Source organism: Streptomyces sp. NPDC047049 (assembly GCF_040643995.1).
Lineage (GTDB): Bacteria > Actinomycetota > Actinomycetes > Streptomycetales > Streptomycetaceae > Streptomyces > Streptomyces mooreae.
On record NZ_JBEYVM010000002.1, the window covers coordinates 188,141 to 201,078 of the forward strand.

At 70.5% G+C, this 12,938-nt stretch carries 11 protein-coding genes and 2 tRNA genes; 5 read left to right on the forward strand and 8 right to left on the reverse strand.

Annotation, left to right across the window (positions count from 1 at the left end; all coding sequences use genetic code 11):
• Window positions 1-1,148: 1,148 nt before the first annotated feature.
• Window positions 1,149-1,222 (reverse strand) — tRNA-Lys (locus ABZ851_RS04975).
• Between the two features lie 455 nt (window positions 1,223-1,677).
• Here ABZ851_RS04975 and ABZ851_RS04980 point away from each other — a divergent pair.
• From ABZ851_RS04980 to ABZ851_RS04995, 4 genes are all read left to right on the forward strand, one after another.
• Window positions 1,678-2,097 (forward strand): SsgA family sporulation/cell division regulator, encoded by a 420-nt coding sequence (locus ABZ851_RS04980; RefSeq protein ID WP_336052432.1) that lies wholly within the window; start codon window positions 1,678-1,680, stop codon window positions 2,095-2,097.
• A gap of 158 nt (window positions 2,098-2,255) precedes the next feature.
• Window positions 2,256-3,416 carry a hypothetical protein gene (locus tag ABZ851_RS04985; protein WP_361122259.1) on the forward strand — a complete coding sequence of 387 codons (1,161 nt, stop codon included), beginning with the start codon at window positions 2,256-2,258 and terminating at the stop codon, window positions 3,414-3,416.
• Between the two features lie 293 nt (window positions 3,417-3,709).
• Window positions 3,710-4,303, forward strand: coding sequence for a lytic polysaccharide monooxygenase auxiliary activity family 9 protein (locus tag ABZ851_RS04990; protein WP_361122262.1), 594 nt, complete (start codon window positions 3,710-3,712; stop codon window positions 4,301-4,303).
• A 143-nt stretch (window positions 4,304-4,446) separates the two neighbouring features.
• Window positions 4,447-6,210 (forward strand): AMP-binding protein, encoded by a 1,764-nt coding sequence (locus ABZ851_RS04995; protein WP_361122265.1) that lies wholly within the window; start codon window positions 4,447-4,449, stop codon window positions 6,208-6,210.
• A gap of 80 nt (window positions 6,211-6,290) precedes the next feature.
• Here the strand turns inward: ABZ851_RS04995 and ABZ851_RS05000 are convergent.
• The 6 genes from ABZ851_RS05000 to ehuB form a co-directional block, all read right to left on the reverse strand.
• Window positions 6,291-6,364 (reverse strand) — tRNA-Lys (locus ABZ851_RS05000).
• Window positions 6,365-6,437: 73 nt separating this feature from the next.
• Window positions 6,438-7,196, reverse strand: coding sequence for an IclR family transcriptional regulator C-terminal domain-containing protein (locus ABZ851_RS05005; protein WP_361122268.1), 759 nt, complete (start codon window positions 7,194-7,196; stop codon window positions 6,438-6,440).
• Window positions 7,197-7,667: 471 nt separating this feature from the next.
• The gene (gene ehuA, locus ABZ851_RS05010) at window positions 7,668-8,423 is read right to left on the reverse strand and encodes an ectoine/hydroxyectoine ABC transporter ATP-binding protein EhuA (protein ID WP_361123720.1); all 756 of its coding nucleotides are present in this window, start codon (window positions 8,421-8,423) and stop codon (window positions 7,668-7,670) included.
• Between the two features lie 76 nt (window positions 8,424-8,499).
• Window positions 8,500-9,117, reverse strand: a complete 618-nt coding sequence (gene ehuD / locus ABZ851_RS05015; protein WP_361123723.1) for an ectoine/hydroxyectoine ABC transporter permease subunit EhuD — start codon at window positions 9,115-9,117, stop codon at window positions 8,500-8,502.
• Window positions 9,118-9,149: 32 nt separating this feature from the next.
• On the reverse strand, window positions 9,150-9,881 hold the full coding sequence (gene ehuC, locus ABZ851_RS05020) for an ectoine/hydroxyectoine ABC transporter permease subunit EhuC (RefSeq protein WP_361122271.1): 732 nt from the start codon (window positions 9,879-9,881) through the stop codon (window positions 9,150-9,152).
• Entirely contained in the window at window positions 9,878-10,816 is a 939-nt protein-coding gene (gene ehuB, locus ABZ851_RS05025; RefSeq protein ID WP_361122274.1) for an ectoine/hydroxyectoine ABC transporter substrate-binding protein EhuB, read from the reverse strand. Before ehuB ends, ehuC begins: the two co-directional genes overlap by 4 nt.
• A 110-nt stretch (window positions 10,817-10,926) precedes the next feature.
• Between ehuB and ABZ851_RS05030 the strand changes: the two genes are divergently transcribed.
• The gene (locus ABZ851_RS05030) at window positions 10,927-11,427 is read left to right on the forward strand and encodes a DUF3830 family protein (RefSeq protein WP_088802066.1); all 501 of its coding nucleotides are present in this window, start codon (window positions 10,927-10,929) and stop codon (window positions 11,425-11,427) included.
• A gap of 65 nt (window positions 11,428-11,492) precedes the next feature.
• Here ABZ851_RS05030 and ABZ851_RS05035 read toward each other — a convergent pair whose 3' ends face one another.
• Window positions 11,493-12,914, reverse strand: coding sequence for an amidase (locus ABZ851_RS05035; protein WP_361122278.1), 1,422 nt, complete (start codon window positions 12,912-12,914; stop codon window positions 11,493-11,495).
• Between the last annotated feature and the right edge of the window lie 24 nt (window positions 12,915-12,938).

Genomic DNA, 12,938 nt, shown 5'->3' on the forward strand with positions numbered 1-12,938 from the left:
CGTGCCGTCTGTACTGATGGCCCGAGTCCGCGGTCCCCCGCGACCGACTCGGGCGCTTTGCTGTCGGCCGCCTGCACCGTCGAACGGTTGGCAGCCGTCCTCCGGTTGCGTTTGCAACGCTGCCGCGATCCTGCCAAGCGGCGATTTCCCCGTGTTCACATCACGCCATCCGGCGTTCCCGACTGGTCCCACTCGGCTGGATGCGGCCCTCATTTCGCCGAGTGATCAGGTCAGGTTCCCTAACCGCCGTCGTGATGGCAAGAGTTGTCCAGGGAATTGTGTACAAGAGTGCGCAAGACGGGGCCGGGGGTGGCACGTGGCACGTCACTTTGATACGGGACTGGCGTCAATTCTCCCGCTGTCAACGGTTATCGGGGCAATTGCCGACGCCTCATCGCTCTGAGTGTTCGGGGGAACCCCGTGCGTAAAGAGAGTACTCCGGACCGGTAATTCCCCGGCCGATCCGCCATCAACCGGTAAAGGCGGCCGGCGCACCGAGGGATTCCCGGGTGGGGTACGGAGGAGGGTGCGGAGGTCGCCATCTCCTGAACAAACCTCCTGCTCAAAGGACTTGACGGGTCGGAGGTGCGGTGCGGGCCGGCGGCTGCGGGAATGCGCCGGCCGGGCGGGCGAGGGGCAGTTCCATGGCGCGTTGGGCCCGTTTGTCGACTCTGGTGAAGTTACCTCCGAGTATGCCGATTTGGCCGAAGGTGTGGCCACTTCCCGGGAGGGGGCGAGGAAAACTCCGCTTGCCCGGCCTATTGGCGACCGTCGTCGGGGGGAGTGCCGGAAGCGCCTTCCGTGGGTGAGGGTGCCGCGATTTCCGGAGTCCTGTTGCTATGACTTCGTCGCCGCCGCCTCGGTCCGGCTCGTCCGCCGTGGTCGCCGGGATCGCGGCCGTCGGCCGAGGGCGGGGCCGGGGGTGAGGGCGGAAAGGCGTGGGCGGTGGAGCGGTGAGTCCGAGTGAAAGTGAGGGTGTCGCCGACGGGTGAATCTGTGCGCGATCGGGTCATTACCGTTTGTGATCGCAAGGAAGCCGACTGCCGCCGTCCGGGGTGGGGGAGGGCGGGAGGAGGGGCGGGGCGGGCGTCCGTCCGGTCGGCCCCATGACTGAGGCCCCCCGCATGGCGAGGGGCCTCAGTCTTACGTGCGCCGCCAGGGACTCGAACCCCGGACCCGCTGATTAAGAGTCAGCTGCTCTAACCAACTGAGCTAGCGGCGCGCGCTGACCTGAAGAACTTTACACGAACGCGAGGGGTGCTCCGTACCCCCGGCCGCCGCACTCACGCGCTCGTCCCATGTGATCCCCGCCACTCGCCCTGACGTCCGGCCGTCCCCCTGCCTCATCGGACAGTCGCCCCATAGCGGGCAAAAGACTCTTGGTGCGAGGACCTTCGTCCCATGGTCCGCCCGCCTTGCTCCACGAAGATCGATTTCGTGGGCTCCATGGCGGTAAGCCATCAGTTGCCCCGTCAACATGCGATATCTCCTGCCGGTTGAGAGGCTGAAGCGACCGTCGGGACAAAAGAACGGAGCGCGCCCGGAGGGCGTCGGCCATGGCGTCCGTCACTCCTCCTCTCCCCTTTGCAACCCCATCCTCCACAGCAACGTCTGCCAGGACGCGCGCCCCGGACCGGGTCCCCGGGACTCGCCCCTCCGTCGGAAAGGTTGATCGTCGTGGTGTCGACAGCCAAGCGCACCCTTGAGATGCAGCTCCTCCTCGGGCCGGACGAAGCGGTTCCGGTGGCCGGCCGGTTCAGCTATCGCAGTGACCGCCCCTACGAGGTCGAGGTCGCGTTCATCAGTCGTGGCCAGAAGGTGGCCACCTGGCTGTTCGCCCGTGATCTGCTGCTGGCGGGGCTGTACGACGAAGCAGGTGAGGGGGACGTACGGGTGTGGTCCTTCCGCCGGCCGGGCGCATCCCGTCGGGTGCACATCGAGCTCTCCACCGATGACAGCGTGTGTGAGCTGTCGGTGCGTGCGGTCGAGCTGACCGCCTGGCTGGAGCAGACCACGGCGATCGTCCCGCCCGGCCACGAGGACCGCTATCTCGACATGGACACTCACCTGGCCCGGCTGTTCGCCGGGAAGTGCTGAGGGGGGACAGGGCGATCATGATCACGACTACGACTACGACTGCGACTGCCACCACGGCTGCGGCCACGGCCGGGACTGCGGCGGGTGCCGTGAGCCCCACCGGGGCTGCGGGTGTGCCCGCGGCCCGGTCCGCGGGCACGGCTACGGGCGGGGGCAGGGTGTCGACGGGACCTGCGGGCGTGGCGGCGACCGCTCCCGGCGCCGGCATACCGTCGGCCACCCAGGCCACCCAGGGCGCCCCCGCCTCTTCTGCCGCGTCCGCCGAACCTGCCTCCGTCTCCCCGCACGACCCCTGTGCCCACGGCTTTCTGCCCGAGCGGCCGCCCGTCCGTTCCATGATCGGGACCTGGACCCGGCTGGACGCCATGGCACGCGCGGCCGCGGTCGCGCCCGACCGTGAGGCCGCCATCGCGCTCGTCGAACGAGCTCGCCGTGCCGGGGAGTTGTCCGCCCTGCGGCAACGCGTCTCCCGCCTCTCCCTACGCAACGCGGAGGCCGCCGCCCTGCGGATCGCGGTGATCGCGGTCTCCTGCGGCTGGGGTGGACTCGACCCGCAGGCTCCGGCCGCTCGCGAGGTCGCCGACGAGGCGTTTCTCGACCTGTGGGCGGCGATCGCCCACCGCATCGACCACGATCAGTTCGTCGCCCTGCCCACTCTCGCGCTCCACAACTGGGTCCCCGAACGCAAGCCCCGCCGCCATATCCCCATAGACCAACTGGCCCGCACCGAAGTGCTCGTGCCGATCGTCCGCTGGGCGCCGGAGGGCCAGCCGCTCAGCCGTCTGGACCGGCTGATGCTGGCCGCGACCCGTCTGGAGGCGCACGGGATCTGGCTCTTCCGGCTCGCCGAAACCCTTGCGGGCCGGTCACCCGACGATTCCTCCACCCCGACGGCGCTGCGCCGCCTGGTCCGTGTCCAGCATGCGCTGCGCGCCCAGCTCCTCGCCGAAGCGGCGGAACTGACGGCCGCGCCGGCCACACCGCAGCAGCGTGCGGTGCTCGGCGCGCTCGCCGAACAGGGTGCCCTGGAGCCGCCGGTCCTCCAGGCGGCCGAAGCGGTGCTGGGTATCGGCGGACGCCGTATGGGCGAGGGCAGGCGCCAGTTGCTGCGGCGCCATCTCCCGGCGCAGCACCGTGCCTGGCTCAGCGCGATGGACCGCCACTGTGCACCCGTACGGACCCTCGCCCACCGCGGCGGTCCCGACGCCGCCGTCTACCGTGAGGCCCAGGAGTCCCTGATCGCCCTCCGCCGCACCTATACGGCCCTCGTCCAGGCCGCCGCCCGCCCCACCACGGCCCCGCTCACGACGGCAGCCTGACCTGGCCAGCATCGGCTGGGTCTGGCTTCACCTTGACCCGACCCGACCCGACCCGACCTGACCCGACCCGGCCTGACGTGACCTGACCGGACGCGGCCGGGGGTCGCTCCGCGCCCACACGGATCCTCCCCACCCCCGGCACGGAACCGCGCCATACCGCGCGCGGTGATTGGTCTGGACATGCCAATGCCCCAGTCCTACTCTGCTACTTGGTCTAGACCGCACGGTTCGGCATCGCAGTGCACTGCATTTCTCCCGGCACGGAACTCCCCCACGTTCTTCAGGAGCGAAGCATGCGCAAAAAGATCAGTGCGGCCGTGATCGGCCTCGGCGTCCTCGGTGTCTCCCTCCTCTCGACGGGCAGCGCCTCCAGCCACGGCTACAGTGACGCGCCGCCCAGCCGGCAGGCGCTCTGCGCCAAGGGCACCGTCAAGGATTGCGGCGCGATCCAGTACGAACCGCAGAGCGTCGAGGGCCCCAAGGGCTTCCCGTCCGCCGGCCCGGCGGACGGCAGGATCTGTTCCGGCGGGCAGCGGAACTTCGCCCAGCTGGACGACCCGCGCGGCGGAAGGTGGCCCGGCACCAAGCTCTCGTCGGGGCAGGGCTACACCTTCACCTGGCGGCTGACGGCGCGCCATGCCACCACGGACTTCAAGTACTTCATCACCAAGGACGGCTACGACCCCGGCAAGCCGCTCACCCGCGCCGACCTGGAGCCCCAGCCGTTCATGACGGTCCCCATGGGCGGAGCCCGGCCGGGCGAAACCGTCCAGCACCAGGGCACCGTCCCCGCCCGGAAATCCGGCCGCCACATCATCCTCGGCATCTGGAACATCGCCGACACGGGCAACGCCTTCTACGCCTGCTCGGATGTCGACCTCTCCTGACGCCCACGACGCCCACGACGCCACGGCGGGGGACACGGCACCGCACCCCCGCCGGGCCACCCCGGCTCCCCCCCGGCCAGGCTCCGGGAAGGCGGGGCCTCACCCCTCCCCACCTGACGCAACGTCAGCTACCCTCCGACGCCATGGCAGCCAACGGCACCAGCGGTCAGGAACGTTCCGGCGCCGCCACCGTCGCGGGGCTCGTCCGGGCGCAGTGGGGTGATCACCGGGTGGGAGCGAAGTACGAGGACCTGGTGCTCACCCATCACCAGCTGGCGGGCGGCGCCGCGGCGCGGGCGGCACTGCTGGAGGAGCTGCTGCCGCGCGGTGCCGAGCCGCATCTCGGGGTGTTGCTGGGCAATGTGCCCGAGTACCCGCTGTGGCTGAGCGCGGCGGCACTCGCCGGGGCCGCGGTCGCCGGGATCAACCCCACCCGCCGCGGGCCGGAACTCGCCCGCGACATCAGTCATACCGACTGCGCGCTGCTGATCACCGAACGCGCCCAGCTGCCCCTGCTCGCGGGCCTGGACCTCCCGATCCCGCCCCGGCGGATCCTCGTCGTGGACGACCCGGCCTACCGGGACCTGCTCGGGCCGTACGAGGGCGCGACACCCGACGGGATCACGGCCGGCGGACGCGGACACGGCGCCACCCGCACCCCGGGCCCCGCCTCCCGGATGCTGCTCTACTTCACCTCCGGCTCCACCGGCGCGCCCAAGGCCGCCCTGTGCACCCAGGGCCGGCTGGCCGCCGCCGGACACTCGCTGGCCAGGTACTTCGGGGTGCGCCGGGATGACGTCCACTACCTCTGCATGCCGATGTTCCACGGCAATGCCGTGATCGCCGGCTGGGCCCCGGCGCTGGCCGGAGGGGCCGCGGTGGCGCTGCGCCGCCGCTTCTCGGCCTCCGCCTTCCTCCCCGATGTGCGCCGCTACGGGGCCACCTACTTCACCTACGTCGGCCGGGCCGTGCAGTACCTGCTCGCCACCCCGCCCGCCCCCGACGACCGGGACCACACGCTGCGCTGCGGCTTCGGCACCGAGGCGGGCGCCGTCGACGCCGCCCGCTTCGCCGAACGGTTCGGCGTCCGCCTGACCGAGGGATACGGCTCCTCCGAGGGCGGCGCCTCGATCCAGCGCACCCCGGACACCCCGCCCGGCGCCATCGGCCGGGCGGCCCCCGGGGACGATCTCGCCGTCGTCGATCCGGAGACCGGCGTGGAGCTGCCGCGCGCCCGCCTCGACCCGGCGGGCCGGCTGCTGAACGGGGGCGAGGCGACAGGTGAGCTGGTCAACCGCGGCCGCAGCTCCTTCGAGGGCTACTGGCGCAACCCCGAGGCGACCGCCGCCCGCACCCGCGGCCGGGGCGAAGGCCGGGCCGGCGCGGGCTGGTACTGGACCGGCGACCTCTTCTTCCGGGACACCGAGGGGTTCTTCCACTTCGCCGGGCGGACGGATGACCGGCTGCGGGTCGACAGCGAGAACCTGGCCGCCGCGGTGATCGAGAACATCCTCGCCCGGTACGCCCCGGCGGCCGGTGCGGCCGTGTACGCGGTCCCCGACCCGGTCGCGGGGGACCAGGTCATGGCGGCCCTGGCGCTGCGGGACGGCGCGGCGTTCGACCCGGACGGCTTCGTGGCCTTCCTCGCCGCCCAGCCCGATCTCGGGACGAAGATGGCTCCCCGGTTCGTACGGACCCTGGACGCGCTGCCGGTGACCGCCACCCACAAGGTGCACCGGGCCGCCCTGCGCCGGACCGGATTCCGGTGCCCGGAGCCGGTCTGGTGGTCCCCGGTCACCTCCGCCGGCCCGGCCGGCAGCACCTATCGCCGCTTCACCGCCGCGGACCGCGCCGCACTGCTGGCGCTGTACCGCGACCACGACCGGGCCCACCTCCTGGACCGGTGACCCACGACGGACGGCCCGCCCGACGGCCCGGCACAACGAAGTGGGCGTCCCCGGAGAACCGGAAACGCCCACTTCATACGTGCGCCGCCAGGGACTCGAACCCCGGACCCGCTGATTAAGAGTCAGCTGCTCTAACCAACTGAGCTAGCGGCGCGCGCTGACGAAAGAAATACTACCTGGTCGAGAAGGGTGCTCATGACCACGGAAGCGGGTCGGGGCGAAGGACCTCAGATCGCCAGCGACAGCAGTACCGGCGCGGCCTGGCGGTTGAGGGTGTCGGCGGCCTGGCGCAGGCGGTGGGCGTGCTCCAGCGGCATGGAGAGGGCGAGGCAGCCGACCGTCGCACCGGCGGTGATCGGTACGGCCGCGCAGACCGTGCCGACGGCGTACTCCTGGAGGTCGAGGACCGGGACCGTGGGCGGCTGGCTGTCGAGCTTGTGGAACAGGACCTTCTCGTTGGTGATCGTCCGGGAGGTGAGCCGGGCGGTCTTGTGGCGCGAGAGGTGATCCTTGCGGCCGTCGTGGTCGAGCTGCGCCAGCAGGCACTTGCCGACCGCGCTGGCGTGCGCCGTGCGGTGGAATTCGGCCCACTCGTTGACCTTGGGGGCCAGCGGTCCGTCGGCGTAGTGGAGGATCTTCACCTCGCCGTCGATGTACCGGCTGATGTAGACCGCCGCGCCGACCGAGTCGCGCAGGTGGTCGAGGGTGAGCTGGAGCTTGTCGTGCAGCGCCTGGTCGTGGTCGCCGCCCGCGCCCAGGAGCAGGAGCGATTCCCCTACGACGTACGCGCCGTCGGTGGTCTGCTCGACGTAGCCCTCGCGCCGGAGCATCGAGAGCATGTGGGTGAGCTGGCCCGGGGACAATCCCGTCTCGCGGGCGATCTGCGCATCGGTCACACCGTTGGTGTGCCTGGAGACCGTTTCGAGCACGCGAAGGGCGTACTGCACCGAATGGAACGGCGCGGTCGGCTCGGGCTTCAGCGCCACGGTGTCCCCCCAGCAGGTTGTTACCGCTTGCGGCATGACGGTCGTTGGCGGTCTCGGCCGGCGCTTGTGCGGCCGGTCCCGGACAACGGCGTTGTCCTCACGATAGCGGTCAACGGCCCTCGGGGGAGGGGGTCTTGACTGAAAAGAAGCGTGCTTGCCGTTTCTGTACCGGGGCTTGAGACTTCGGCATATGCCAAGGTCAAGGTGCCCCCGGTGTCCTGGTGCTTTGCGCCCCACGGCACCCGTATACCCCGGGACGGGGGAGGGGGAGCGCCCCGGAAGGGTACGGAACCGGCCACATCTGTGGCCGGTTCCGTGAGTCGGTCCGAAAGCCGGACGCCCGGTCCCCCGAAACCCGGGGAGCCAAATCCGGCCGTACGACTCCGGCCGTACGACGCCGGGTCAGCTCACGACACCGGACCCGGCGCCCGGCGGGGCTGCCCTGCTCCGGCGCCGTTCTCCGGCACCGCGCTACAGCACCGCGCTCAGGAATTCCCGGGTGCGCTCGTGCTCCGGCTCGCTGAAGATCTTCTCCGGCGGTCCGAATTCGATCACCCGCCCCTGGTCGAACATCATCACGCAGTCGGAGATGTCCCGGGCGAAGTTCATCTCGTGGGTGACGCACAGCATGGTGATGTCCGTGGTGTGCGCGATGTCCCGCAGGACGTCCAGCACCCCGGCCACCAGCTCCGGGTCGAGCGCGGAGGTCACCTCGTCCAGCAGCAGCACCTGCGGGCGCATCGCCAGCGCCCGGGCGATGGCGACCCGCTGCTGCTGGCCGCCGGAGAGCTGGGTGGGGTACTTGTCGAGGTGCGCGGTCAGGCCCACCAGTTCGAGGAGGTCGCGGGCCCGCTCCTCGGCGGCGTCCTTGTCCAGCCCGAGGACGTGTACCGGCGCCTCGGTGATGTTCCGCAGCACCTTCATGTTCGGGAAGAGGTTGAACTGCTGGAACACCATGCCGATGTTCTTGCGGACCTCGCGGCAGTGCTTCTCCCCGGCCGGTACGAGCTTGCCCCCCTTCTCCTCGTGGGTCAGGTACTTGCCGCCGACCTGGATGGTGCCCTCGTCCGGCTTCAGCAGCGTCATCAGCAGCCGCAGGATGGTGGTCTTGCCGGAACCGGACGGGCCGATGAGGGTGACGTGCTTGCCCGAGTAGACCTTCAGATCCAGCGAGTCCAGGACCGTGTGGGCCCCGAACCGCTTGGTGACCTTGTCGAAGCGGATCAGCTCGGTGCCTTCCCCGGACTCCGTCCGGGGGGAGGTCCCGTCCGCCGGGGTGGCCGGGTCTTTCGAGGGGGTGTGGTCAGCGGACAAGGCGACGCTCCAGGGCTCGCAGGAGGAGGGAGGTGGGGTAGGAGATGACCACGAAGAGGATGCCGACGACGGTGATCGGCTCCAGGTAGTCGAAGGTGGTGGCGCTGATGCTGTTCGCCTCGAAGAGCATGTCGGCGACGGTGATACCGGCCAGCAGCGGCGTGTCCTTGAACATCGCGATGACGTAGTTGCCCAGCGCGGGCACCACCCGGCGGAACGCCTGCGGAAGGATCACCGCGGTCCAGGTGCGCCGGCGCGGCAGGCTCAGCGCCGTGGCGGCCTCCCACTGGCCGGGCGGCACCCCGTCGATACCTGCGCGGTAGACCTCGGAGGTGTACGTCGAGTAGTGCAGGCCCAGGCCGATGACACCGGTGGTCAGCGGCGCGAAGGCCAGACCCCAGGTCGGCAGGACGAAGAACAGGAAGAACAGCTGTACCAGCAGCGGGGTGTTGCGGATGAACTCGACGAAGATGCTGACCGGCCAGGTCACCCAGCGGCTCGGTGCCCGCAGGGCCAGCGCCCACACCAGCCCGAGCGCGAAGGACACCAGCGAGCCGTAGATCGTCGCCTGGACGGTGATCCACAGGCCCTTGAGGATGTCGGGCATGATCTCGCCGACGTAGCTCCATGACCAGTTGTTCACGGCTTTCCTCCGGTGGCCAGCGCCTCGGGGCCCTGCTTCTCGACGGGCAGTTTGCGGGAGAACCAGCCCTCACCCTTGGGCACCGCCCGGCCGACCGAGGCCTTGGCGCGGCGCTCCAGCACCCGCATGATCCGGGTCAGCACGAACGCGACCGCGAAGTACAGGACGAGGATGATGCCGTAGATCTGGGCGCTCTGGCCCGTCGACAGCCGGGCGAGCTTGGCCTGGAAGGTGAGTTCACCGATGGACAGCAGCGAGGCCAGCGCGGTGCCCTTGAGCAGTTCGATCAGCAGGTTGTTGAAGGGCGGCATCATCTCGGGGACGGCCTGCGGCAGTATCACCTTCCGCAGCCGCTGCCAGGGCGTGAAGCTCAGTGCGATGGCCGCCTCGCGCTGGGCGGGGGCCACCGCCTGGACGGCGCCGCGGACGATCTCGGAGCCGTACGCGCCGTACGACAGGCCGAGCGCCAGGGTGCCCGCCCAGATACCGACCAACTGCCAGCCCAGCAGCGGCAGCGCGAAGAACAGCCAGAACATCAGCACCAGGGCCGAGGTGCCGCGGAAGAACTCCACATAGACCCCGGACAGGAAGCGGACGATCCAGAACCGTGAGGTGCGGGCCAGGCCGACGCCGAAGGCGACGACCGCGGCCAGGGCGGCGCTGTAGACCATCAGCTGGACGGTGATCCACAGACCTTCGAAGAAGAGTTGCCATAGGGCGCCGGTCACTTTTTGCAGAGCTCCTTCGCCGTGAGGTCGGTCTGGAACTCCTTGGTGAAGCCGTACGGCCGGGCGATGCGCAGGAGTTCGCCGCTCTTCTTCATCTTCTGCAGCTCGCGGTTGAAGGCGTCGCGCAGGCTGGTCTCGCCGATCCGGAAGCCGTAGCCGCCGCCGTCGCGCTGGGGCTTGCCGTCGACCTCCGGCGTGAACGGCCGGGTCATCTCGACCTTGGGGTGGGCGCCGGTCTTCAGCGCCTCGATCATGGTCAGCGCGGTGCCGGCGAAGACGTCGATCCGGCCGGCCTCCAGGGCCTCCATCCCGGCGATCTGGTCGCCGTAGGTCTGGATGGCGCTCTTCTTGACGCCGTTGCCGACCGCGTAGTCGATCTCGGCATAACCGATACCGGAGCCCATCCGGAGGTGCTTCTTGGCGATATCCGCATAGGTGTGGATATTTTTCGGGTTGCCCTTGGGTACGAGGAAAGCGTCCTTGCTCTCGTAATCCGGGTCGGAGAAGAGGACGGCCGCACAGCGGGCCTTGTTGATGAACATGCCGGCGACGATCACGTCGTACTGGAAGGAGTGCAGTCCCGGCACCAGTGCGCCGAATTCGACCGGTACCGGCTCGAAATTCTTGATGCCCAGCCGCCGGAAGATCGTCTTGGCCACCGCGGGGGCCTCGCCGGTCAGCTCGCCCTTGTTGTTGATGGAGGCATAGGGCGGCTCGCTGGCGATGCCCATACGGACGGTGCCCTTTTTCCGCAGGTCTTCCAGCTGGTGTCCGCCCCCGGTCGCCCCCGAGACATCCACGCGGGAGCAGCCCGTGCCCGCTCCCATCGCACCCGCCGCGCCGAGCGCCGCCACCCCCGCGAGCAGCGTTCGCCGCCGGATGTCTCCGGCCAATTTTCTCTTGATCATTTTGGTGTTCTCCTGTGGTGGAGCCATGGGCGCGCGGCTACCCGAACGCCTGGCATATATGCCGATCGTTTCCAGCCCTTGATGCAAGCGCCCCGGAGTTGTTCCGTACGCCGGTATTGCCCACCTACGATCGGGGCATGACCGATCGCTTCATCGAAGTCTCCCTGGACAAGCGCGGCGTGAGCTGCACGGCCAAGTTGCTCGACGACCGCGCGCCGATCACCTGCAATGCCGTATGGGACGCGCTCCCGCTGGGCGGCGACGTCTATCACGCCAAATACGCCCGCAACGAGATCTACGCCCTGCTCGCGCCGTTCGCCCCGGAGGAGCCGCCGCTGGAGAACCCGACGATCACCCCGATCCCCGGCGATCTGTGCTACTTCACCTTCACCGACACCCAACTGGGGACGAAGTCCTACGGTTACGAGACCCAGGCAAAACACCAGGGCCGCGCCACCGTGGTGGACCTCGCGCTGTTCTACGAGCGCAACAATCTGCTGATCAACGGTGACGCGGGCTGGGTGCCGGGCATCGTGTGGGGCAGTGTCGTCGACGGCCTGGACCGGATGGCCGACGCCTGCCAGGACCTGTGGCGGGCCGGAGCCCTGGGGGAGACCCTCAACTTCCGGCGGGCGTAGGGCCTGTCGTCAAGAGTCCCGCCGTCGTCCGCCCCCGGAGGGAGGCGGACGACGGGACGCCGCGGTCAGCCCCTGGGGGCAGGAGGCGCGGGGATCTCCGCGGTCCCCGCTTCGTAGAGGGCGTGGGCGGCGCGCAGGACCAGCGCGTCCGCGTGCCGCGCGCCGACCAGCTGGACGCCGATCGGCATCCCCTCGCCGTCCACCCCGCAGGGCAGCGTCGCGGCCGGCTGCTGGGTGAGGTTGAAGGGGTAGGTGAACGGCGTCCAGCCCGTCCAGCGGGTGTGGCCGGATCCGGGCGGTACCTCGACGCCCGCCTCGAAGGCGGTGATCGGTTCGGTCGGGGTCACCAGCAGGTCGTAGGCGCTGTGGAAGCGTCCCATGGCCTGACCGAGCGCCATCCGCGTATCGACCGCGGCCAGGTAGTCCAGCGCGCTGTAGCGGGCGCCCTGCTCGCAGATCTCCCGGAGCCCCGGGTCGAGCAGCGCCCGCTGAGCGTCGTCCAGATGCTCCACCACCCGGGCCGCGCCGCTGAACCACAGCGTGTGGAAGGCCTCCACCGGGTCCGCGATGCCCGGGTCGATCTCCTCGACGGACGCGCCGAGCCCGGCCAGCGTGTCGACGGCCCCCCGGACCGCCGCGGCGACCTCCGGGGCCACCGGCACCTCCCAGCCGAGTGACGGGCTGTAGGCCACCCGCAGCCCGGAGACCGGACCCGCCAGCGCCTCCCGGAACGACCCGCCGGCCGGGCCGAGCTGGGACCAGTCCCGCCAGTCCGCGCCGCAGATCACCTCCATCATCAGCGCCGCGTCCGCCGCGTCCCGGGTCATCGGCCCGACGTGCGCCAGCGTCCCGAACGGGCTCGCCGGATACAGCGGCACCCGCCCGTAGGTCGCCTTGAGCGCGAAGATCCCGCAGAACGACGCCGGGATACGCACCGAACCGCCGCCGTCGGTACCCAGACTCAGCGGCCCGGCGCCCAGCGCCACCGCCGCCGCGCTGCCGCCGCTGGAGCCGCCCGCGGTGCGCCCCGGGTCGTACGGATTGCCCGTCACCCCGTGCCGCGGACTGTCGGTGACGCCCTTCCAGCCGAATTCCGGGGTGGTCGTCTTGCCGACGAACACCGCCCCCGACTCCCGCAGCCGGGCGACCGACGGGGCGTCCTCCTCCCACGGGCCCTCGGCCCGTACCGTCCGCGAACCGCGCAGCGTCGGCACGCCCCGGGTGAGGATCAGGTCCTTCACGGTGACCGGCACCCCGTCCACCGGCCCGGCAGGGGTACCGGCCCGCCAGCGCTCCTCCGCTTCCTTCGCGGCCGACAGCGCCTCGTCCGGGTCAATCCGGGTGAAGCAGTTCGTCGCGGCCTGTGCGGCCTCGGCGCGCTCCAGCACCGCCCGGGCCGCCTCGACGGGAGAGAACTCGCCGGCCGCGTACCCGGCCGCCAGGCGGGTGGCCGTCAGGTCGGCGAGGTGGGTCGGTTCGGTGGTCATGCGTCCTCCGAGCGTTGGCCGCCC